This window comes from Streptomyces diacarni (assembly GCF_003323715.1).
Classification (GTDB): domain Bacteria; phylum Actinomycetota; class Actinomycetes; order Streptomycetales; family Streptomycetaceae; genus Streptomyces; species Streptomyces diacarni.
The window spans coordinates 177,043-198,751 of record NZ_QOIN01000026.1; the positions used below are offsets into that span (position 1 = coordinate 177,043).

Consider the following 21,709-nt stretch of genomic DNA (forward strand, 5'->3'; position numbering starts at 1 on the left):
CCGCGCGCCGCGGCCGCGAGGGAGCGCCCGCACGGCGCTCATGAGGCGGCGTCCGCGCGACGGACCACGGGGAGGTGCGGCCGCGGGCCGCTACCGTGGGTGGGATGAGCAGTGAGCAGACCGGGGCGTCTCCCTCCCGGCCGGACGCCTCCCAGCCGCCCGGCCCCCGCACCCTGGCTGAGGACCTGCGGTCCCGGGACGACGCCGCGCTGTCGGCCCTCCTGCGGGCGCGCCCCGACCTCCTCTCCCCCGTCCCCGGCGACCTCACCCAGCTCGCCACCCGTGCCGGCACCCGCGCGTCGGTCGTACGGGCCCTGGAGCGGCTCGACCGGTTCGCTCTCCAGACGGCCGAGGCCCTGGCCGTCGCCCCGGAGGGACCCGCGGGAAGCCCCGGAGCAGGGCCCGCGGGCACCGCGACGACAGAGGAACTCCTCTCCGCGCTGCTCCCCGGCGACGAGGCGGCGGCGCGGCTGCCGCACGCGCTCGCCGAACTGCGGGCACGTGCCCTGGTGTGGGGGCCGCCCCGGCGGCCGCGGCTGGTGCGCACGGCACGGGAGCTGCTGACGTCGCCCTCCCCGACCGGGCTGGGCCCCACGCTCGCCGAGGCGGTGGCGGCGGCGGGCTCAGCGAAGCCGTCGCCGTCCCGCCTCCAAGAGGCGCTGGCGCACGCCGGGCTGCCCGCGACGCACGATCCGGTGAGCGCGCTGAGCGCCCTCGCTGCGCTGTTCGGCGATCCCGAGCGGATGTCCGCGCTGCTGGCACGGGCACCGGAGGGGGCCGAATCCGTGCTGCGGAAGCTGGAGTGGGGGCCGCCGTACGGCGCCGTCGACCTGACGGCGCCACCGCCGCCGGTCTGCTGGCTGCTGGAGCGGGCGCTGCTGATCCCCACCGGCGCCGACCAGCCAGGCGGCACCGGGACCGCCGCCGGCAGCGTCGTCCTGCCGCGCGAGGTGGCGCTGCACCTGCGCGGGGGCCGGGCGCACCGGGAGCTGGAGCCGACGGCCCCGCCGGTCGCGGTCGCGCGCTCGCACGCGACAGGAACAGTCGACGGGACGGCGGCGGGCCAGGCGATGACGGCGCTGACGACCGTCGAGGAACTGCTGTCGTCGTGGGAGACCGAACCACCGCCGGTACTGCGCGCGGGCGGCCTCGGCGTGCGCGACCTCAAGCGGACCGCCGTCGCCCTCGACGTGCCCGAGCCGGCCGCCGCCTTCTGGATCGAACTCGCCTACGCGGCCGGCCTGGTCGCCTCCGACGGAGAGGTCGACGAGGCCTACGCCCCCACCCCCGCCTACGACGAGTGGCTCCGCGCCGCACCCGCCGAACGCTGGGCACGGCTGGTGACGGCCTGGTACCGGGCGACGCGGGTGGCGGGCCTGGTCGGCGAGCGCGACGCGCGGGACGCCCGCAAGCGCGCGCTCGCCCCGCTGGGCCCCGGCCTCGACCGCAGCCCGGCACCGGAGGTGCGGCACCGGGCCCTCGCCCTCCTCGCCGCACTCGACGCCGGCTCGGTACCCGACCGCGCGGCGCTGCGCGAGCGGCTGCGCTGGGAACGGCCGCTCCAGGGCGTACGGGCGGGCCGCGCCGCCGCCGACGGGTCCGACGAGGAGAGCGCAGGACCCGACCTGCCCACCCGCCTGATGGACTGGGCCCTCGACGAGGCCGAGTCGCTGGGCGTCACCGGCCGAGGCGCGCTCGCCTCCTTCGTGCGCCCCCTGGTGGAGGCCGCCGCCCGGGGGGAGGCCGCACCCGGCGAGCCGCCCGCCGAGGCCACCCTCACCGCGGTCGCCGACGCGCTGACCCCCCACCTTCCCGAACCACTGAGCGAGGTACTGCTCCAAGCCGACCTGACGGCCGTCGCCCCAGGCCCGCTGGAGCGCGAACTCGGCGCCTTCCTCGGCGTCCTGGCCGACGTCGAGTCCAAGGGCGGCGCCACCGTCTACCGCTTCACCCCAGACTCGGTACGCCGCGCCCTCGACGCCGGCCGCACCGCCGCCGACCTGCACGCCTTCCTCGCCGCCCACTCCAGCACCCCGGTGCCGCAACCGTTGACGTACCTGATCGACGACGTGGCCCGCAAGCACGGCCAGGTGCGGGTCGGCGCCGCCTCCTCCTACGTGCGCTGCGACGACGACACGCTGCTCGCCGAGATCCTCGCCGACCGCCGCGCGGCACCGCTGCGGCTGCGCCTGCTGGCCCCCACGGTGCTCGCCTCCCAGGCCCCGCCCGACCAGCTCCTCGCCCGACTGCGCGAGATGGGCCACGCGCCCGCCGCCGAGTCGGCGGAGGGCGACGTCCTGCTGTCCCGCGCCGACGCGCGCCGCACACCGCCGCGCACGCCACCCGAGCCGGTCCCGGACGGCCCGCCCGCGCCGGACGCCACTCTGCTCGCCGCCGCCGTGCGCGCCATCCGCGCCGGCGACCACGCCGCCACCCTCCCCCACAAGCCCACCGCCCCCGCCGCCCCGCCACCCGGCGGCGGCCTCCCCCGCACCGTCATGGCCGAGACGCTGGCCATCATGCAGTCCGCGACCCTCACCGGCACCCCGGTGTGGATCGGCTACGTCAACGCGGACGGCGCCGCCTCCCAGCGCGTCATCGCCCCCGTCAAGGTCGAGGGCGGCTTCGTGACGGCCTACGACCACACCGCCGACGAGGTCCGCACCTACCCCCTGCACCGGATCACGGGGGTGGCGGAGGTGGAGGGCTGAGCCGTGCGCACGCGACGGCTCCCACGTCCGCTACGGCGACCGGTGTCGTCCCCGTACGCGGCGGATGCGGCGGCAAGAACCTCGAAGGCCCCGTCCTCTCGTTCCCCGCCGCGGCGTTCGCGGAGTTCGTCACCGGCCTCAAGGCCGGACAGCTTCCCGCCTGACCACGGAGGGCGCCGTCACTTCACCTGTGCGTGACCGCGGCAGTGCGGTTCCCTCGTCACTACGCTCCGAGGGGGCGACGCCCCCTCGGCGGGGCGGCGTGGCGCACACCACGCCACGCACCCGCGCCGGTGCGGCACACTGGACGTTTGGTCCCTGTCGGGAACTCATCCGAACGTCGGAAGGTGACGCGTGAACGGCGGCCCCCTGATCGTCCAGTCGGACAAGACCCTCCTCCTCGAAGTCGATCACGAGCAGGCCGACGCCTGCCGGCGGGCCATCGCGCCGTTCGCGGAGCTGGAGCGGGCGCCGGAGCACATCCACACCTACCGGGTGACGCCGCTGGGCCTGTGGAACGCGCGGGCCGCCGGGCACGACGCGGAGCAGGTCGTGGACGCGCTGGTGGAGTACGCGCGGTATCCGGTGCCGCACGCGCTGCTCGTGGACATCGCCGAGACGATGGCCCGCTACGGGCGGCTCTCCCTCAACAAGCACCCCACGCACGGTCTTGTGCTGGTGACCAGCGACCGTCCCGTGCTGGAGGAGGTGCTGCGCTCGAAGAAGATCCAGCCCCTGGTGGGGGAGCGGGTCGATCCGGACACCGTGGTGGTGCACCCCTCCGAGCGCGGTCAGATCAAACAGGTGCTGCTGAAGCTGGGCTGGCCGGCGGAGGACCTGGCCGGGTACGTGGACGGCGAGGCGCACCGGATCGACCTGGACGAGGGCTCGGGCCCCGAGGGCGGGGGCTGGTCGCTGCGGCCCTACCAGCAGCAGGCCGTCGAGGGGTTCTGGCACGGCGGCTCCGGCGTCGTCGTGCTGCCGTGCGGGGCAGGCAAGACGCTGGTCGGCGCCGGTGCGATGGCCAAGGCGCAGGCGACGACGCTGATCCTGGTCACCAACACCGTCTCGGCCCGCCAGTGGAAGTCCGAGCTGATGCGCCGCACCTCGCTGACCGAGGAGGAGATCGGCGAGTACAGCGGGACGAAGAAGGAGATCCGCCCCGTCACGATCGCCACCTACCAGGTGATCACCACGAAGCGGAAGGGCGTCTACCCGCACCTGGAACTGTTCGACTCCCGCGACTGGGGCCTGATCGTCTACGACGAGGTGCACCTGCTGCCCGCGCCGGTGTTCAAGTTCACCGCCGACCTCCAGGCGCGCCGCCGCCTCGGGCTGACCGCCACGCTGGTACGGGAGGACGGGCGCGAGTCGGACGTGTTCTCCCTGATCGGCCCCAAGCGGTTCGACGCCCCGTGGAAGGAGATCGAGAACCAGGGCTACATCGCCCCCGCCGACTGCGTGGAGGTCCGCGTCTCGCTCACCGACTCCGAGCGGCTGGCCTACGCCACGGCCGAGCAGGAGGAGAAGTACCGCTTCTGCGCGACCACCGACAGCAAGCGGAAGGTCACCGAGGCGCTGGTGCGGCGCCACGCGGGCGAGCAGACGCTGGTGATCGGCCAGTACATCGACCAGCTCGACGAACTGGGCGAGCACCTGGACGCGCCCGTCATCAAGGGCGACACCAGCAACGCGCAGCGCGAGAAGCTGTTCGACGCCTTCCGCACCGGCGAGCTGACCTGCCTGGTCGTCTCCAAGGTCGCCAACTTCTCCGTCGACCTGCCCGAGGCCACCGTCGCCATCCAGGTCTCCGGCACGTTCGGCTCCCGCCAGGAGGAGGCCCAGCGGCTGGGCCGCGTGCTGCGCCCCAAGGCGGACGGGCACGAGGCGCGCTTCTACTCCGTCGTCGCGCGCGACACCATCGACCAGGACTTCGCCGCGCACCGCCAGCGCTTCCTGGCCGAGCAAGGCTACGCCTACCGGATCGTGGACTCCGTCGACCTGCTGAGCGAGTCGCCGCAGCAGCAGGGCGGCACCGCCAGGAATCCCGACCCCGACGAGGTCTGATCCCCCTGCCCCGGGGGCACGGGCGGACCGCGGCCGCCCCGTGCCGCCCGTCCCCGGAGGGCTACCGTCCCTCCGGGGACGCCTCTTTCGGGGGTTGCATGGCGACCCGGCCGTCCGGGCTGATCGTCGCCGTCTCCCCGGTGCGCAGCCAGCCCTCGTGCAGCGGCGTCGGATGCCCGGTGTCCTCGACTGTGTCCTCGACGTACGAAGCGGTGATCCACGGGCCGCGGAGCTGCAGCTCGCCCTGGGACTCGCCGTCCCAGGGCAGCGGCGCCAGGTCGGGGCCCAGGACGCCGTACTCGACGGAGGCGGGGAAGCGGTAGCGGCCCGCCTCGTCGGCACCGCCGCCCTCGGCCCGCGCCACGCACGCCGGGGACAGCGTCTCGGGCGCGCCCCAGGCCGCCGCGGTGCTGATGCCGTGCCGCCAGCCCAGCTCCTGGGCCAGCAGCGGCCCGCCGGGGTCCTCTCCCGGGCCGCCCACGACGACGGCCTCCCGCAGCGAGGAGAGGTCGCGGGGGCGCGTCGCGAGCTCCTCCAGCAGACCGTCCCAGGTGGCGGGGTCGGCGACGGCCAGCGTGGGCCGCTCCCGCTCGGACATCTCCGCCAGCGGCGCGGGCTGGTCGTAGATGCCGGGCAGCAGCAGTGAGGCGCCGCCCGCGAAGGCCGCGTAGGGCAGGCCCCAGGCGAGCATGCGCGACATGGGCACGACGGGCAGGACGAGGTCGCTCACCCCGATGCCGTACGCCTGCGGGGTCTGCGCCTGGAGGGCGTGCAGGTAGAGCGCGCGGTGGCTGTAGGCGACGCCGCGGGGGGCGGCGTGAGCCGAGGTGGTGTGGCACAGGACCGCGGCGTCGCGTTCGTCGATCTCGGGCCAGTCGTAGCGCTTGCGGCGGTCGTCGATCAGCAGCTCGTAGTCGTGGACCTCGGCGCTGTAGGCGGTGCCGGGGACGACGGCGGCGCTCTCGCTGCCGCCCGCGACGATCACGTGCCGCAGATGCGTGAGGCGGGGCAGCACGGAGGCGAGCGGGGCGAGCCCCGCCGGATCGGTGAGCAGCACCCGCGCCCCGCCGAGCCGGGCCGCCGCCACCAGCTGGTCGGCCGGCAGCCACGGGTCGAGGGTGTGGAGGACCGCGCCCATGGAGGGCACCGCGAGGTAGGCCTCCATGTGGTCGGCCGTGTTGGCCATGAGGGTGGCCACCGGGTCGCCGGGCTCGACGCCGAACTCGTCGTGCAGCGCCCCGGCGAGCTGTATGGCGCGGACACCCGCCTCCAGGAACGTACGGCGGTCCGGTTCAGCTCCGCCCGCCGTCCCCGCCCACGTCGTGATCCGGGACGTCCCGTGCGCGAGCGCCCCGTGCACCAGGAGCCGGGTCACGGTCAGCGGAATGTCCTGCATCGTGCTTCGCACACCGGCCTCCTCGGGCCTCTTCGCACTCTGGTCGTCGGCCGCCCTTCCGCCCGTCGGCGGCGGGAGGGGCCGTCCGGTCGTCCTTCGCGTGCCCGTCCCCGTCGATTCTTGCCGGGGGAACGCGCGGTGTCAGCGCCGCCGGGCGGTGCTCCGCCGACACGTACCCGGCCGCCACGCCCAGCAGCGCCAGCGCCAGCAGCGGGTACGGCGAGGCGAGCGGCTGCTGCCACCAGTCGAGCCGCAGGTCCAGGTCGCCTTCCTTGGGGACGAGCCACAGGGTGCGGGCCGTGAAGACGACGGCCACGCACCCGAGGGCCACCCGCGGCCACGGGACGCCGCGTCCGGCGGGGCCACCGGGGCCGGCAGGGCCACCCCGTCCGGCAGGGCCGCCCCGTCCGACGGGGTTGGTGGTGCCGCTTCGCGTGGTGGCCAGCGCCGCCAGCAGCGGCACGCACCACACCCAGTGGTGGGACCAGCTGATGGGCGAGACGAGCAGCGCGACCAGCGCGGTCACCACGATCCCCCACAACTCCCCCCGCTCCCCGGCCGCACCGGACCGGCTGGACCCCGGCGGCCTGCCGGGCTCCGGCGGCTCGCCGCCGGCTCCCGTTCCGGGCCGCACGGTCACCCGTCGCGCCAGCCACATGCCTCCGACGGCCAGCACCAGCGTGGGCGCCAGCCACAGTCCTCCCGGCTCGGTTTCGTGCAGCAGGCGGGCGGCCAGCCCCTGGAGGGACTGGTTGTCGACGATCCACGCCTTCCCGACCCGCGCCGTCTCGAACATCCTGCGCGTCCAGAACTCCACGCTCGCGCCCGGCAGCGCGCACGCTCCCACGGCGGCGCTCGCCGCGAATCCGGCGGCGGCCCAGCACGCCGCCCTGAGCCGGCCGGTCAGCAGCAGGTGGACGGCGAAGAGCGCGGGCGTCAGTTTGACGCCCGCGGCGAGGCCGAGGGCGAACCCCTTGGCGCGTGCCCCGTCGGGCCGCCCCATGTCCCACAGCGCGAGGCAGGCCAGCAGCAGGTTGATCTGTCCGAAGGCCACCGTCTGGAAGACGGGTTCGAGCCACAGCGCGGCTGCGGTGAGGCAGACGACGGCGGGCAGCGGCGCGGCCACGGACACCGCCCCGGCCACGGTCCCGGACGCCGCCCCGGACGCCGTCCCGGACGAGCCCGAGGCCCCGTCCGGCCGGGCGGCGCGGAGGGAGAGGGTGATCAGCCAGGCGAGCAGTGCCACGTTGCCCGCGACGAACGCGCCCTTCGCGACGGTCAGCGGGACGAGCGCCACCGGGACGAACAGCAGTGCGGCGAAGGGCGGGTAGGTCGCGGGCAGATCCCACTCGGTGACGGTGAAGCCGTACAGGTCGGTGCCGTGCCAGACGGCGGCGCCCTCCGCCCGGTAGACGCGGATGTCGTCCATGGGCAGGCCCTGGACCGCGGCGAGCGCGGCGAACACGCCGAGCGAGGCGGCCAGCAGGAGGAGCGCGGTGGTCAGGGACGGGTACGGCAGTCGCGAGGGGCGGGGACGAAGACGGGTACGGGGTCTCACGGCGCCGCTGCCAGTCACCCGTGCCGACTCCTCGTCGCTCGTGCGTGCTCGTGCCCGGCAGCCGGCCCGTGGGCCCGACCGGATCACCGTCTGGCACGGATCACCCGCCCCGCACGGATCACCCGTTCCCCGCGGTCACCCGTCCGCACGGAACGCCGCCCGCACGAGAAACCGTCCGTGCGGCGTGGGGCGTGCGGCGACGGGATCCGGTGCCGTCGGTTGCCGCCGGGCCGACCCTAATCGAGTCCCCGGCGGGAGACGGAAGCGGCACCGTGCGGGCAGCGCCCGCGCGCCCTCCCCCGCGCCCTCTCCACGCCGTCTCCGCCCCGCACCCCCGGGGCGAAAAGCGTTCGCCGTACCCGTTCGGCGTGGCTACAATCGCGCACTTGCCCCCTCGCGCCGGTTCTCGGCTCTGAGGCGCCCGCCGCACGGAAACCGGCCGGGCTCGACCACAGACCTGTACGTCCGCACGATGTGACGCCGTACGGCCGCGCGCCCGCACACCGGTAAGCAGCACGGCTGCGACTCCGACCGCGACTGCGGCCTGTCCGCACGCGTGCCCGTGTCCGCCCGGAGGCAACCCGGTGACCGTCCCGCCCTCTCCCGAACCGCACCACACCGCACCCGGCGCACCCGGCGCGGGCGATCCCCTCGCCCGCGAACGTGCCCACCTGTCCGACTCCCGGGCCGCGCTGCGCGCCATGCGGACGGACGCGGAGGCGCTCGACATCCGCGACGTGGCCGCGAACTGGGTCAACGCCGAGGTGCTCGCCGCCGGTATCGAGGCCCGTATCGCCTCCCTCGCCGACCTGGCCCACGCACCGCTGTTCTTCGGCCGTCTCGACTACGGCACGCCGAAGCGGTCAGACACATCGGAGCCGTCAGGCACATCCGAGCCGTCAGGCACATCGGAGCCGTCCGAGGCGCCGGCCACCTCGGGGCACTCCTTCTACATCGGCCGTCGGCACGTCCACGACGCCGACGGCGACCCCATGGTCGTCGACTGGCGTGCCCCCGTCTCGCAGCCGTTCTACCGCGCTTCGAAGAAGGACCCGCAGAACGTGGCGCTGCGCCGCCGGTTCGGCTACACGGGCGGCGAACTGACCGCCTACGAGGACGAGCATCTGAGCGATCGGGGCGAGGCGGAACGCACCAGCGCGCTCCTCCAGGCGGAGATCGAACGGCCCCGCGTCGGGCCGATGCGCGACATCGTCGCCACGATCCAGCCGGAGCAGGACGAGATCGTGCGCGCCGGTCTGGAGGGCACCGTCTGCGTCCAGGGGGCGCCGGGAACGGGCAAGACGGCTGTCGGTCTGCACCGTGTGGCCTACCTGCTGTACGCGCACCGCGAGCGGCTGACCCGTACGGGCACGCTCGTCGTCGGTCCCAACGACTCCTTCCTGAGGTACATCGAACAGGTGCTGCCCGCGCTGGGCGAGGTTCAGGCGCGGCAGACGACCGTCGAGGACCTGGTGGCACGCCCCGAGACGCCGGTGCGCGGCGTGGACAGCGCCGAGGCGGCCCGCCTCAAGGGTGACGCGCGCATGGCCGAGGTGCTGCGCCGGGCCGTGCGCTGCGGGGTGCGTCCGCTGCCGGGCGAGCCGTGCGTGGTGGTGCGCGGCTCGCGGAGGTGGCGGGTGCCGGCCCACGAGGTCGCGGAGGTGGTGCGCGAACTGCTGGCCAGGGACATGCGGTACGGCGCGGCGCGCGACGCGCTGCCGCAGCGGATCGCGCACGCGGTGCTGCTGCGCATGGAGCAGGCCGGGGAGGCCCCGGACGACCGGGTCCAGGACGCGGTGGCGCGGAACGCGGCGGTCAAGGCGGTCGTCAAGGAGGTGTGGCCCGCCGTCGACCCGGCGAAGCTGGTGCTGCGGCTGCTGTCGGACCCGGACTTCCTCGCGGAGCAGGCCGAGGGCGTGCTGAGCGAGGACGAACAGCGCGCCATCCTGTGGGAGAAGCCCCCGCGGGGCGTCAAGAGCGCCACGTGGTCCGCGGCGGACGTCGTCCTGGTGGACGAGGCCGCCGACCTGGTGCAGCGCACCCCCTCCCTCGGCCACGTCGTGCTGGACGAGGCCCAGGACCTCTCCGCGATGCAGTACCGGGCGGTGGGGCGGCGCTGTTCGACCGGTTCGGCGACCGTCCTGGGGGACCTGGCGCAGGGCACCACCCCGTGGGCGACGGAGAGTTGGGAGACCGCGCTGGAGCACCTGGGCAAGCCCGGTGCCGTCGTGGAGGAGCTGACCGAGGGTTTCCGCGTGCCGCGGGACGTCATCGCCTACGCCTCGCGCCTGCTGCCCTCGATCGCCCCCGCGCTGACGCCCGCCACCTCCGTACGGGAGTCCCCTGGCGACTTCTCGGTGCGCCGCGCGCCCACGGCGGGCGACGGCGGGGACGCGCTCGCCCCGATGGTGGTGGACGCCTGCCGGGCCGCGCTGGAGCGGGAGGGTTCGGTCGGGCTGATCGCCGCGGCGTCGCGGCTGCCCGCCGTGACCGGCGCCCTGCGGGCCGCCGGGCTCGGCTTCCTGTCCCCCGGTCAGGAGACCAGCGCCGACGCCCGGCTGACCCTCGTTCCGGCGACGCTGGCCAAGGGCCTGGAGTACGACTACGTCGTGCTGGACGAGCCGGCCGCGATCGTCGCGGACGAGCCCGACCTGCGTACCGGACTGCGGCGGCTGTACGTGTCACTGACCCGAGCGGTCTCCGGGCTCGCCGTCGTGCACGCCGAACCGCTGCCCGCGGCCCTCGCGGCGGGACCGGTCGAGGGCGAGGCGCCCGCGAGAGCGGCGACCGGAACAGGGGAGTCCGCGGGTGCGGTGTCCGCCGACGCGGCCTCCCCGCCCGGTCCGTCCGGGGCTGACGCGTCCACAGCCGTCCACAGCGTTGACGGGGCAGTCGGCGTGAGGCCGTAACGTAGACGTTTGTCCGCTCACGTCCGAGCACGCCAGGAGTCGCGCCGTGCACCACCTTTCCTACGGGGATGTCAAAACCGCCGCTGATCGGGTCGCCGACCGCGTGCGCCCAGTCACGGTCGCGCGTGCGGACGCGGGCTCCCCGGGCGCCGGGCCCGACACGGGCGGCGCCGAGCTGTACTTCGCGCTGGAGTTCATGCAGCACACCGGCAGCTTCAAGGCGCGCGGCGCGCTCAACTTCCTGCTGGCGCACCGCGAGCAGGGCGAGCTGCCCGACGCGGGCGTCACCCTGGCCTCCGGCGGCAACGCGGGGCTCGCCTGCGCCTGGGCGGCACGCGGCCTGGGCGTGCCCGCCACCGTCTTCCTCCCGGAGACCGCGCCGCGGACGAAGGTCGAGCGCCTGCGCGCGTACGGCGCAGACGTGCGCCTCGCGGGCGCCGAGTACGCGGAAGCGGCCGCGGCGTGCGAGGCGTTCGCCACCGACACCGGCGCGCTGCCCTCCCACGCCTACGATCATCCGCTGATCGCGGCGGGCGCGGGCACGATGGTCGAGGAGATCCGCGCCCAGGTTCCGCTGATCGACACGGTGGTGGTCGCCGTGGGCGGCGGCGGCCTGTTCGCCGGGGTCGCCGCCGCGGCCCAGCACCACGGGATCAGGGTCGTGGCCGTCGAGCCGGAGCGCTGCCGCGCCCTGAACGCCGCGCTGGAGGCGGGCCGCGTCGTCGACGTGGAGATCGACTCCGTCGCCGCCGACTCCCTCGGCGCCCGCCGCGCCACCCCCATGGCGCTGGCCGCCGCGGGCCACCGCAACGTGCGGTCCGTCCTCGTCGGTGACGACGCGGTCGCCGCCGCGCGCCACGGGCTGTGGGAGCACTACAGGCTCGCGGTGGAGAACGCCGCGGGCACCGCCGTCGCGGGGGTCGCCGGCGTCGCGGGATGCGGCAACGCGCACGCGCCGTACGTGCCCGCGGCAGGGGAGCGGGTCGCCGTCGTGCTGTGCGGGTCCAACGCGGACCCGGCCGAGCTGGCCCGGGACGCCGGGCCGTCCCTGGAGGCCGAGCCCTCGCGAGACGCGGGACCTTCGCACGAAGCCGAACCCTCGCGTGACGGGGCCGCCTCCCCGCACTGAGCCCGCCACTCGCCCCTCAGTCCACCCGCCGCACCCGGCTCTCCGCGACGCGGAGCACCTCCGTGAGGGCCTGGCCCGCCGCCTCCAGAGCCAGCCGCAACGCGAGGGCCCCGGCGGCGGGCTCGTCCAACGTGTCGCGGGCCTCCTCCAAAGCGGCCCGCGCACGGGCAAGCTGCCGCGCCTCCACCTCGTCGGCGAACCCCGCGATGACCCCGTCCGCCTCCCCCACCAGATAGCAGGGCTTCCCCACGTCACTCACCCAGGGCAGCAGCCGCATCTCGGTGGGGGTGTCGTCGGGGCTGTTCTCTTCGTCCATACGGGCACGTTATGGGGGGCCGGGTACAGGAACGGACACAGTTTGTGTCCGCTCGTCACGACGACATGACGCCGACCCTGGTGGCCAACCGGGCGGCGCGTCGGCGGCGTTCGGGGCTTCTGTGGGCCGACTCCTCCAGGAGGATGCGGCGGGCGTGGCCGTTGTAGCGGATCGTCTCCGGCGCGGTCTCGTAGGCCTGTGCCAAGGCGTTGACGGACTCCTCCGGGCGGCCGTCGAGCTGATAGGCGCGGGCACGTTCGATGTGGTGCCGGGCCCGGCGCGGCCGGGACGGCAACGCGGCGGTGTCGGCGGCCGCCGCCTGGCGGGAGCCTTCCGCGCCCGCGTGCAGCTCGACGGCGACGGTCACCGCGTGGGCGCCCATGACGGCGCGGGAGAACGACGTCACCGGGTGGAAGTACCCGGTCGGCAACCGCTGCGCGGTGGCGCGTGCGGCGTCCCAGTGGCGCCAGGCGCTGCCCGTCTCACCGCGCCGGGCCGCCGTGTACCCGGCCTCGAAGCGCAGGGCGCCCGCGATGGCGCGCACATCCGCATCGGCGTCGGGCAGCAATGGCTCCAGATGGCGGAGGGTGGCCTCGGTGACGGCGTCGGCGGCGTCGAAGTGCGAGTGCCCGCTGTCCCGGTGGGCCTGGGCGGCGAGCCAGGCGGCGACGCCGATGGCGTGCGGGTCCTCCGACTCCTGCGCCGCCACGAGACCGCGTTCGACGGTCCGCCACAGCAGGGCGGAGTCGGGCTGGTACGCCAGGAAGAACTGGCTGAGGGCGTACGTCTCGGCCAGCACGGCGTGGGCCTCCCGACGCCGTGACGCCGTCCGGGCCTGGTGCACGGCCAGTTGGGCGTCCTCGACGAGCGCCGGCAGCAGCGCGCCAAGCACATCGCGGTGGTGAGCCGCCGCATGCCGCGCGGCCCACGCCTCGGTGAGCCGGGCTCGCACCTGCGTGGCCGCCGGCGCCTCACGGCTGCGGGCGTCGAAGGGGAACGCGTCGATCGCTGCGCGCACCTGCGGCAGCCGACGGTGTCCAGGACCGGTGAACAGGGCCACCGGCATGCTGTGTTCGCCCGTCAGCTCCGCCAGGTCGCCCACACGGAGCACTTCAGCGAGCCGCAGCACCATGGGCAGCTTCGGCATCTGCAAACGTCCGCCCTCGATCTGCTTCACCCAGCTCACGGACCGGCCCACCAGTCCTGCCAGCACCTCGCGGCTCATCCCCCGGCGCACTCGCAGCACCCGGACGCGCTGTCCGAACGCCACGGTCTCCGCGCTGTCCCCACCCTGGTCCATCGCGCCACCTCTTCCAGCCGGCTTCTCCGCTCAGCATAGAGAGCGGCGCGCGCCACACATCCCTGTGAAGGGCAACTGGCCGCGCCCTACGGCGAGTAGGGGCGACCCCCGCACGCGAATGTCACCATCTCGTCACACGGCGAACCGGCCGTGAACTCGCGCACGCGATCCGGCATCACATCTTGCGGTAACGACAGATTGGGAGCTGGAAAATGCGTCGTACACGCTCACGTTGGATCGCTCTGCCGCTGGCGGCCGCCGCCCTGACGCTGGCCGGGGCGGGCTACGCCAGCGCCGTCAACCCCGTGGCCCAGGGCGCTGGGGACGAGTCCGCCCGTACCGCGGCTTCGGCCGCGTGCCTGGCCGACTCGACCACGCTGGTGGGCGATCTGGACGGTGACGGCCGCGCGGACCGGATCACCAACCCGGGCCACACCGGTACCGAGATGACCGTCGAGTGGGGCAACAAGGACGGCTCGTTCGGTGAGAAGCACACCGTGCGGGACCTGGTCGGTGCGGGGCGGGCGGAGGACGCGGCCGCCGCGGTCGCCGACTTCGACAACGACGGCAAGCTCGACATGGTGCTCAACATCGTCGAGCCCTCCGGCGGTGACGACCCGTCCACGGCCGACCTCGCCGAGTTCCGCCCGGGTCCGCTCAACCGCATCGACCTCACCTCGCCCGACGCCGTGCACTCCGACATCGGCGACCACGGCGAGGTCCGGGAGCTGAGCGTCGCGCGCTACAACGACGACGACACCCCCGACCTCGCGGTGCTCAACAACATCGGTGACGGCATGATGGACCGCGAGGCGCGCCTCTCGCAGCCGGGCGGCGGTCTCGGCGACTACGACGGCGTGGCCAACGGGAAGTACGGCGAGTCCGGCACCTGGGCCGAGCCGCCGGCCATGCCCACCGACGGCTGGTCGCAGTTCTTCTCGCCCTGCGCGTAGTCACCACGTCGTCGGAGTCCACGGACTCCACCGGCTCCTCCCGGGTGACCGGCTCCGCCGAGTCACCGGCTTCACAAGGCTCCTGACGGGCCTTCCGGGGCGGCATCCTCGCGACAAAGCGGGGGTGCCGCCCCTTGGCGTGTCCCGGCCCCTGCGAGGGCGCCGACGCCGGTTCACTCCACCGGGGTCCAGTCCGCGACCAGCGCGAGGAGACCGGGGAAGCGGTCTTCCAGGTCCTCGACGCGGACGCGGTTGCGGCGGGAAGGACCGTACTGGCGCTGCCGGATGAGGCCCGCCTCGCGGAGGGTGCGGAAGTGGTGGGTCAGCGACGACTTGGGGCGGTCCAACCCGAACCAGGTGCAGGTGTGGTCGTGCTCGACGGACTCCAGCAGGAGCTTGCGGACGATGCCGATGCGGAGCGGGTCGCTGAGCGCGGCCAGCACGGCTTCCAGCCGGAGCTCGTCGCGCGAGGGCTCGGGCAGGGGCTCGGGGAGTTCGGCCTCGGGCGGGGCCGGCGGTAGGGGGAAGTCCCTGGCGCTGACCTGGGCGCTCACGGGGGCCTCCTTCGGGGGCGGAGCGGGCGGCGGGAGGGGTCCGGGGGCGGGAGCCGCGACCTCTCCCCTTGTACGAGTTGCATCGTACTACTCACCACTGGTACGACTTCTCTCGTACTACTTGTACGAGTCTTCTCGTACCGCCGTGCCCCGTCGACTCCTCCGCCCTGCCCCGCCCCGCGCTGCCCTGACCTGCCGCCCCGCCTCGTGCTGCCCTGGAGCCCCCTATGCCCTCTTCCGCTCCGGCCTCCCCGCCGGCCCCGCCCCGCCCCTCCCGACGCTGAATGTGGCTGGCCGCCTGGCCCGTCGTCGCCGTCCTCGCGCTGTCCAACGAGCCCGCGCCGCTGTACGTCCTGTGGCAGGACGACATCGGCTTCTCCTCCGCCACGGTGACGGCGGTCTACGCCTTCTACATCGCGGGCCTGCTCGCCACCCTCACGGTCGCGGGCACCCTCTCCGACCGCTTCGGCCGCAAACCCGTACTGCTGCCGGGGCTGGCGCTGGCTCTGCTCGCCTCCGTCCTGTTCGCCGTCGCGCACTCCGTACCGGCGCTCGCCGTCGCACGGCTGTTGAGCGGCGTGGCGGTCGGGGCGTTTCTGTCCGCGGGCATGGCGGCCGTCTCCGACCTGGCCGACAGCACGCAGAAGCGCACAGCGGGGTTGATGGCCTCCTCCGCGATGGTGGGCGGCGCCGCGGTGGGGCCCCTCCTCGCCGGGCTGCTCTCCGAACTGGCCCCCGGGCCGTCCGTCACCGTCTTCCTGGTACAGATCGCCCTGCTGGCGCTCGCGCTGCCGGTGGTGCTCGGGATGCCGCTGCCCCGCCGCACCACCGCCCCGGACCCCGACCCGGCCCCGACCACGGGCACGGGTACAGGTACGGGTGCGGGCACGGGTACAGGCACGGACGGCACGGGGACGGGCCGCCGCCTGCTCCGGATACCCTCCGCACCCCGCGCGCACCGGCGCCAACTCCTGCTCGGCCTCGCCGTGTTCGCTCCCGCGATCGCCGCGACCGGCTTCGTCCTGTCGCTCGGCCCCACGCTGCTGGCCGACCTGCTGCACACCAGCAGCCGGATACTCTCCGGCTCCACCATCTTCGTCCTGTTCGCCGCCGCGACGGGCGTGCAGTTCGCGGCGCGCCGCCTGCGCACGCGCACGGACCTGCTGTCGGGCGCGGCACTGACCGTCTCGAGCATGGTGGCGCTCACCCTCGCCGTCGCCACGACCTCGGTGACCGCCCTCGTCGCCTCCGCCGTGCTCGCGGGCCTCGGCCAGGGCCTGACCCAGCTCGGCGCCCTGACGATGCTCAGCGCGGGCGTACCCGCGCGACGCCTCGCCGAGGCCAACGCGGCACTCACCGCCGGCGGTTACGTACTGGCCGGCGCACTCCCCCTCGCCGCGGGCGCGCTCAGCGACGCCACATCCCTCACCACCGGCACCAGCGTCTTCAGCGCCACCGTCGCCGCACTGTCCCTGGCGGGAGCCGGGGCCGTACGGGCGGGCACGGCCGCCGCCCGGCCCCCGGAGAACCGTCGGCCGTCCACTTTCCCGATCGCTCCCTCGGTCGCTTCCCCGCTCGCTCCACCGACCACTCCCCGGGCCGCTTTCCCGATCGTTGCGAGGCCGGACACGCCCTCGGCAGGGCGACGGGCGGCGGCTCGGTCCACCGAGTAGGGAGCGTCTGAGGACCACTCGTCCGGGCGGGGTCCGGGGCCTGAGGCCCCGGACCCCGGCGGCTCCGCCGCCCGCCCCGGAGGCCTCGCCGCCCGCCCGGCGCTTCGCGCCGGGCGCTCACGCGCCGTCCAGCGCCTCCCGCCACGCGCGGACGGCTGCCGGGTCGACGGGGGCGTCCCAGCCCTGGGGGCGGGCGGCGCCGCCGATGTGGAAGGCGGTGATGCCGGCTCGGCTCAGGCCGGGGACGTGGGAGAGGGCGAGGCCGCCGCCCACCATCAGCCGGGGGCCGTAGCCGGGGTCGCCGGCCGCTGTGCGGGCGGCTTCGGCCAGCAGGAGGTCGTAGCCGTCGGTGACGCCGTCCGGGGAGCCGGCCGTGAGGTAGGTGTCGAGTCCTGGCGCCTCGGCGAGCTGTTTGCGCAGGGCGTCGCGGTCGGCGGCGCGGTCGATGGCGCGGTGGAACGTCCATGGGCAGCCCGCGACGGTGTCCGTCACCGTCTCCAGGGACGGCAGGTCGGCCTGTCCCGAGTCGTCGAGGAAGCCGAGGACGAACTCGTCGGCACCCTCGGCGCGCAGGGCGCGGGCCCGCTCGCACAGCGCTGCGACGCCGGCGGCGCCCCCGGTCCTAAAGCCGTCGGCGAGCCGCAGCATCACCCGAAGGGGGATGGCGACCGCCGCTCGGATGGCGGTGAAGTTCTCCAGCGCAGGGGTCAGCCCGTCGGCGGCCATGTCGGCGACAACCTCAAGGCGGTCGGCCCCTCCGGCCTCCGCGGCGGCCGCGTCTTCCGCACTGAGCGCGATCACCTCAAGAATTGGTCTAGACATATCGCACAGACTGCCATACGGCGGCGGGCGCCGGAAGACACCGAGCCCTTCGTCCGGCCGACCGGCCCCCGCGGTGCACCACAATGGGGGGATGGCGACGACGGACCCGCACAGCAACGAACCCGCCGATTCCGCCCGTTCCGGCGACCCCGCCCCACCCGCCGACTCCACCTCGTCCAGCGACTCCGCCCCGTCCAGCGACTCCGCCTCCTCCAGCGACCCTGGGCCCGGGGCCGAGGGCCACGCACCCGGGTCCGCGGTGCACGCCGCCCTCCTCCTCCGCTGGGACGCCCTGCTGCGCAGCGCCCGGGGCGGCGCCGAAGGGCCCGACCCGGCCCCGTACGGCGAGGATCTGCTGCGCCGCTGGGCCGAACCCCACCGCCGCTACCACGCGACCGCCCACCTGAGCGCCGTCCTCGACCGCGTCGAGGAGCTGACCGCCCACCAGGAAGAGCCCGCCCCGTCCGCGACCACCGGGGACGAACCCGCCGCGCACCAGGGCGATCCGGACGCCGTCCGCCTCGCCGCCTGGTTCCACGACGCCGTCTACCGTCCCGACCGCAGCGAGAACGAGGAGCGCAGCGCCCGCCTCGCCGAGCGGGCCCTCCCCGAGGCGGGCGTGTCCGCCGCCCGCACCGCCGAGGTCGCCCGCCTCGTCCGCCTCACCGTCACCCACGAGGCGGCTCCGGACGACGTCAACGGCGCTCTCCTGTGCGACGCGGACCTGGCGGTCCTCGCGGGCTCACCCGAGGAGTACGCGCACTACGCCGCCGAAGTGCGCCAGGAGTACGCCTTCGTGCCCGACACCGCCTTCCGGGAGGGCCGGGCCGCCGTCCTCCGGCAACTCCTCTCCCTCCCCCACCTCTTTTGCACCTCCTACGGCCGCGCCCACTGGGAACAGCCCGCCCGCCACAACCTGACGACGGAGCTGCGCCTGCTCGCCGCCTGAACCGGGGCGACGACTCGGAGAGCGCCCCTGGCGAGGAGGGCGCCAAGGCGGCGGGAATGCCGCCGGCCGCGGCCGGGTTGAGCACGGCATGCCCTCCACACCCGTGGCCGACAAGCCGTCGGCTGTCCGTATCCCGCTTTCTGTCTACATACTGGGACTGTCCGTCTTCGCGCTGGGCACCTCCGAGTTCATGCTGTCGGGCATCCTCCAACCCCTCGCCAGGGACCTGGGGGTGTCGATCCCGAAGGCGGGGCTGCTGGTGTCGGCGTTCGCGGTGGGCATGGTGGTGGGGGCGCCGGTGCTGGCCGCCGCCACCCTGCGGCTGCCACGGCGTACGACGCTGGTCGGGCTGCTGGCCGTCTTCATGCTGGGGCAGGTCGCCGGGGCGCTGGCGCCCACGTACGAGGTGCTGTTCGTCTCGCGTGTCCTCAGCGCGCTGGCCTGCGCCGGGTTCTGGGCGGTGGGCGCGGCCGTGGCCGTCTCGCTGGTGCCGGGCAACGCGCGGGCGCGCGCCATGGCGATCATGGTGGGTGGGCTGAGCGTCGCCAACATCGCTGGTGTGCCCGCCGGTTCGTTCCTGGGGCAGCAGGCCGGATGGCGGTCGGCGTTCTGGGCGGTGGCCGCCCTGGCGGCCGTCGGGCTCGTCGGCGTCCTGATGCTGGTGCCCCGTACCGCCGTGCCGACGGGGGACGACGCGCCCAACCTCCGCCGCGAGCTGCGCATCTACCGCGACAAGCAGGTGTGGCTCGCGCTGGTGACCATCGCCTTGAACGCCGGCGCCGTCTTCGCTCTCTTCTCCTATCTGGCGCCGCTGCTCACCGACGTGGCGGGGCTGCCTCAGAGCTGGGTGCCGAGCGTGCTCGCGCTGTTCGGCATCGGCGGCCTGGTCGGCACGGTGATCGGCGGGCGCATCGCGGACGCGCACCTGTTCGGCACGATGTACGGCGGTATCGCCGCGTCCACAGCCGTCCTGGCGCTGCTCGCCCTGCTGGCCGAGTACCGTTTCGCGGCGATCGGCCTCGCCCTCATGCTCGGCGTGACCGCCTTCACGACGGCGCCCGCCCTCAACGCCCGGATGTTCAACGCCGCCGAAGCGGCCCCCACCCTGGCCGGGGCCACCACGACGGCCTCGTTCAACATCGGCAACACGGTGGGCCCCTGGCTGGGCGGTCTGGCCATCTCCGCCGGGTGGGGGTACGCGGCGGTCGCGTGGGTCGGTGCGGCGATGGCGGCGGCGGGGGTGGCTACGACGGCCGTCTCCTCCCGCGTCCACGCCCGCTCCCGCGTGGTGGCGGCCTCCCCGGCCCGGACGGTGGAGTACGCCGAGGTCTGACCCCTTGGTGACCGCGCGCGGGGGCTCGGCCCGGGCGCGGTCACCAAGGGGTCAGCGTTTGCGGCGGCGGAGCCCGGCGGCCTTCAGATGGTGGAGGAGTTCCTTCGAGCCGACCTCGACCGCCCCGGCCCGCACCGCGACGTCGTACTGCGCGGACGGTATGTCGTAGTGGTCGCGGTCGAAGGCGCGCGGCGGGCAGCCGATGCGGGCCGCGAACGCGTGGAGTTCGTCGTACGACGCGTCGCTCACCAGGTGGGACCACACGCGCCCGTGCCCCGGCCAGATCGGCGGGTCGATGTAGACGGTCACAGCCTGGTGCCCAGCCGGCCCACCCGGGCGACCACCGTCGAGGTCTTCCCGCAGATCCAGTGCGGGTCCTCGCCCAGTTCCGGCTCGACCTGGAGCGCGTGCAGGTCGGAGCCGACGCACACGGGGCAGACGGGCCACCGCCCGTACCGTTCGAGCAGTGCGTCCTGGACGTCCTGGGCGACCAGGCCGTCCACGAAGGCGACCCCTTCGGGCCACTGCCCGACCCACCAGCGGCGGTGGGTCACCGACTCCTCGACCATCGAGACGATGTCGGCGCGTGCCACGTCGCTCGCCTCCAGGTCCGCGAGGATCAGCGCGCGGGCGGCGTGCAGGGCGCGTTCCAGCGGGTCCTGCCGCCCGGAGGCGGCGGGGTCGCGGCCCTCGCCCGGCGGGTCCGAGCCTGGTGCGGAATCCATCGGTGCCATACCTCCATTGCACCACTGCTGCCCCGTACGGCTCACAACTCGATGACCACTCGCTGACCGCCAAGTGCCGCAACAGCCATTGACGGGCGGCTGAATCGAAAATATCTTCCACCCGTGAGCAGTAATCTGAAGGAAAATTTCACCTTCCGATCAGAGCACCGGCGGGCGGCCGAGCCGACGTCGCCTCCGACGGGGACGACTGCGCCTTCGGCGGGGACGACTGCGCCTCCTGCCGGGACGTCGGAGGCGCAGTCGGCGACCGGAGCGCCGGCCACGACGGGCACCAGGGAGCAGGCGGCGCCGGCGGGACCTGCGACACCGGGCAGGGCCGGGAGGCGACCGGAAACCGCGGGGCCCAGGCCGCCGGCGCCACGGGCGGCAGGGAACCAGGCCGTGCGCCCGGGGCCGACCGCGCTCGCGGCGAAGGTGCGCACGATGGCGCCGTCGATGACGCGCTCGATGCAGCGGGTCGCCGAGGCGGTCGCCGGCGATCCCGCCGGGTGCGCGCAGCTCACCGTCACGGGTCTGGCCGAGCGCACCGGCACCAGCGAGGCCACCGTGGTGCGCACCTCGCGTCTCCTCGGGTATCCCGGGTACCGGGACCTGCGGCTGGCTCTCGCCGGGCTGGCCGCGCAGCAGGAGTCGGGCGCGGCCCCCGCGGTGACCGCCGACATCGCCGTGGACGACCCGATGCCCGACGTCGTCGCCAAGCTGGCGCTGGACGAGCGGCAGACGCTGGCCGACACGGCCGCCGCGCTCGACGTGGCGCAGGTCGAGGCGGCCGTCGCCGCGATGGTTTCAGCCCGGCGCGTCGACGTGTACGGCGTCGGCGCCTCTGGGCTGGTCAGCCAGGACCTGGCACAGAAGCTGCTGCGCATCGGCATGGTGGCCCACAGCCACGCCGACCCCCATCTCGCCGTCACCAACGCGGTGCAGATGCAGGCGGGCGACGTCGCCGTCGCCATCACCCATTCGGGGCGGACCGTGGATGTCATCGAGCCGTTGCGCGTGGCCTTCGACCAGGGCGCGACGACCATCGCGATCACGGGCCGCCCGGACGGGGAGGTCGCCCAGTACGCCGACCACGTGCTCACGACGTCCACGGCGCGGGAGAGCGAGCTGCGCCCCGCGGCGATGTCCAGCAGAACGAGCCAGCTGCTCGTCGTCGACTGCCTGTTCATAGGCGTGGCCCAGCGGACGTACGAGACGGCGGCGCACGCGCTCTCCGCCTCGTACGAAGCGCTGGCGCACCGCCACTCGCCGCGGCCCCGGGGCCGCTGAGGCCCGCTGCCCGACGAGCGAGAC

Annotated in this window: 16 protein-coding genes and 1 pseudogene; 9 read left to right on the forward strand and 8 right to left on the reverse strand. The window is 74.8% G+C overall.

Features of this window, described 5'->3' with window-relative positions; all coding sequences use genetic code 11:
* The first annotated feature begins 104 nt into the window (after positions 1–104).
* The gene (locus DTL70_RS03215) at positions 105–2,711 is read left to right on the forward strand and encodes a helicase-associated domain-containing protein (RefSeq protein ID WP_114020280.1); all 2,607 of its coding nucleotides are present in this window, start codon (positions 105–107) and stop codon (positions 2,709–2,711) included.
* Between the two features lie 354 nt (positions 2,712–3,065).
* Positions 3,066–4,778: a DNA repair helicase XPB gene (locus DTL70_RS03220; protein WP_114020281.1), complete on the forward strand. Its 1,713-nt coding sequence runs from the start codon at positions 3,066–3,068 to the stop codon at positions 4,776–4,778.
* A gap of 61 nt (positions 4,779–4,839) precedes the next feature.
* Here the strand turns inward: DTL70_RS03220 and DTL70_RS03225 are convergent, their stop codons facing one another.
* Positions 4,840–6,186 (reverse strand): AMP-binding protein, encoded by a 1,347-nt coding sequence (locus DTL70_RS03225; RefSeq protein WP_245978950.1) that lies wholly within the window; start codon positions 6,184–6,186, stop codon positions 4,840–4,842.
* On the reverse strand, positions 6,071–7,750 hold the full coding sequence (locus DTL70_RS03230) for a glycosyltransferase 87 family protein (protein ID WP_425470307.1): 1,680 nt from the start codon (positions 7,748–7,750) through the stop codon (positions 6,071–6,073). Before DTL70_RS03230 ends, DTL70_RS03225 begins: the two co-directional genes overlap by 116 nt.
* A gap of 683 nt (positions 7,751–8,433) precedes the next feature.
* Between DTL70_RS03230 and DTL70_RS03235 the strand changes: the two are divergent.
* Together DTL70_RS03235 and DTL70_RS03240 are read left to right on the forward strand one after the other, a co-directional pair.
* Positions 8,434–10,482, forward strand: a pseudogene (locus DTL70_RS03235) (HelD family protein); the annotation flags it as partial.
* 205 nt (positions 10,483–10,687) lie between these two features.
* Positions 10,688–11,770 carry a serine/threonine dehydratase gene (locus tag DTL70_RS03240; protein WP_114020283.1) on the forward strand — a complete coding sequence of 361 codons (1,083 nt, stop codon included), beginning with the start codon at positions 10,688–10,690 and terminating at the stop codon, positions 11,768–11,770.
* 16 nt (positions 11,771–11,786) lie between these two features.
* On the opposite strand, the gene DTL70_RS03245 is transcribed toward DTL70_RS03240, so the two are convergent.
* Together DTL70_RS03245 and DTL70_RS03250 are read right to left on the reverse strand one after the other, a co-directional pair.
* A complete protein-coding gene (locus DTL70_RS03245) occupies positions 11,787–12,086 on the reverse strand; it encodes a hypothetical protein (RefSeq protein WP_114020284.1) in 300 nt (99 codons plus the stop codon).
* Positions 12,087–12,141: 55 nt separating this feature from the next.
* The gene (locus DTL70_RS03250) at positions 12,142–13,386 is read right to left on the reverse strand and encodes a helix-turn-helix domain-containing protein (protein ID WP_114020285.1); all 1,245 of its coding nucleotides are present in this window, start codon (positions 13,384–13,386) and stop codon (positions 12,142–12,144) included.
* Positions 13,387–13,598: 212 nt separating this feature from the next.
* Between DTL70_RS03250 and DTL70_RS03255 the strand changes: the two genes are divergently transcribed.
* On the forward strand, positions 13,599–14,339 hold the full coding sequence (locus DTL70_RS03255; RefSeq protein WP_114020286.1) for an FG-GAP-like repeat-containing protein: 741 nt from the start codon (positions 13,599–13,601) through the stop codon (positions 14,337–14,339).
* 173 nt (positions 14,340–14,512) lie between these two features.
* Here the strand turns inward: DTL70_RS03255 and DTL70_RS03260 are convergent, their stop codons facing one another.
* Positions 14,513–14,893, reverse strand: coding sequence for an ArsR/SmtB family transcription factor (locus DTL70_RS03260; protein WP_114020287.1), 381 nt, complete (start codon positions 14,891–14,893; stop codon positions 14,513–14,515).
* A gap of 284 nt (positions 14,894–15,177) precedes the next feature.
* Here DTL70_RS03260 and DTL70_RS03265 point away from each other — a divergent pair, with 284 nt between their 5' ends.
* Complete coding sequence (locus DTL70_RS03265) at positions 15,178–16,566, forward strand: MFS transporter (RefSeq protein WP_114020288.1); 1,389 nt, start codon at positions 15,178–15,180, stop codon at positions 16,564–16,566.
* 117 nt (positions 16,567–16,683) lie between these two features.
* On the opposite strand, the gene DTL70_RS03270 is transcribed toward DTL70_RS03265, so the two are convergent.
* On the reverse strand, positions 16,684–17,388 hold the full coding sequence (locus tag DTL70_RS03270) for a copper homeostasis protein CutC (protein ID WP_114020289.1): 705 nt from the start codon (positions 17,386–17,388) through the stop codon (positions 16,684–16,686).
* A gap of 91 nt (positions 17,389–17,479) precedes the next feature.
* Between DTL70_RS03270 and DTL70_RS03275 the strand changes: the two genes are divergently transcribed.
* Together DTL70_RS03275 and DTL70_RS03280 are read left to right on the forward strand one after the other, a co-directional pair.
* Complete coding sequence (locus tag DTL70_RS03275) at positions 17,480–18,337, forward strand: HD domain-containing protein (RefSeq protein ID WP_245978954.1); 858 nt, start codon at positions 17,480–17,482, stop codon at positions 18,335–18,337.
* Positions 18,338–18,425: 88 nt separating this feature from the next.
* Positions 18,426–19,670: a Cmx/CmrA family chloramphenicol efflux MFS transporter gene (locus DTL70_RS03280; protein WP_114020290.1), complete on the forward strand. Its 1,245-nt coding sequence runs from the start codon at positions 18,426–18,428 to the stop codon at positions 19,668–19,670.
* A 51-nt stretch (positions 19,671–19,721) separates the two neighbouring features.
* Here DTL70_RS03280 and DTL70_RS03285 read toward each other — a convergent pair whose 3' ends face one another.
* Together DTL70_RS03285 and DTL70_RS03290 are read right to left on the reverse strand one after the other, a co-directional pair.
* The gene (locus tag DTL70_RS03285) at positions 19,722–19,979 is read right to left on the reverse strand and encodes a DUF4031 domain-containing protein (RefSeq protein WP_114020291.1); all 258 of its coding nucleotides are present in this window, start codon (positions 19,977–19,979) and stop codon (positions 19,722–19,724) included.
* Positions 19,976–20,404 (reverse strand): hypothetical protein, encoded by a 429-nt coding sequence (locus tag DTL70_RS03290; RefSeq protein ID WP_114020292.1) that lies wholly within the window; start codon positions 20,402–20,404, stop codon positions 19,976–19,978. Before DTL70_RS03290 ends, DTL70_RS03285 begins: the two co-directional genes overlap by 4 nt.
* A gap of 393 nt (positions 20,405–20,797) precedes the next feature.
* On the opposite strand from DTL70_RS03290, the gene DTL70_RS03295 reads away from it, so the two are divergent.
* Positions 20,798–21,685 carry a MurR/RpiR family transcriptional regulator gene (locus DTL70_RS03295; RefSeq protein ID WP_114020293.1) on the forward strand — a complete coding sequence of 296 codons (888 nt, stop codon included), beginning with the start codon at positions 20,798–20,800 and terminating at the stop codon, positions 21,683–21,685.
* Positions 21,686–21,709 lie beyond the last annotated feature (24 nt).

Excerpts from the sequence above, each read along its gene's own strand:
- DTL70_RS03215 (WP_114020280.1), top strand. The coding sequence starts at position 105 with ATGAGCAGTGAGCAGACCGGGGCGTCTCCCTCCCGGCCGGACGCCTCC.
- DTL70_RS03245 (WP_114020284.1), bottom strand. The coding sequence starts at position 12,086 with ATGGACGAAGAGAACAGCCCCGACGACACCCCCACCGAGATGCGGCTG.
- DTL70_RS03250 (WP_114020285.1), bottom strand. The coding sequence starts at position 13,386 with ATGGACCAGGGTGGGGACAGCGCGGAGACCGTGGCGTTCGGACAGCGC.
- DTL70_RS03255 (WP_114020286.1), top strand. The coding sequence starts at position 13,599 with ATGCGTCGTACACGCTCACGTTGGATCGCTCTGCCGCTGGCGGCCGCC.
- DTL70_RS03265 (WP_114020288.1), top strand. The coding sequence starts at position 15,178 with ATGTGGCTGGCCGCCTGGCCCGTCGTCGCCGTCCTCGCGCTGTCCAAC.
- DTL70_RS03270 (WP_114020289.1), bottom strand. The coding sequence starts at position 17,388 with ATGTCTAGACCAATTCTTGAGGTGATCGCGCTCAGTGCGGAAGACGCG.
- DTL70_RS03275 (WP_245978954.1), top strand. The coding sequence starts at position 17,480 with ATGGCGACGACGGACCCGCACAGCAACGAACCCGCCGATTCCGCCCGT.
- DTL70_RS03280 (WP_114020290.1), top strand. The coding sequence starts at position 18,426 with ATGCCCTCCACACCCGTGGCCGACAAGCCGTCGGCTGTCCGTATCCCG.
- DTL70_RS03290 (WP_114020292.1), bottom strand. The coding sequence starts at position 20,404 with ATGGCACCGATGGATTCCGCACCAGGCTCGGACCCGCCGGGCGAGGGC.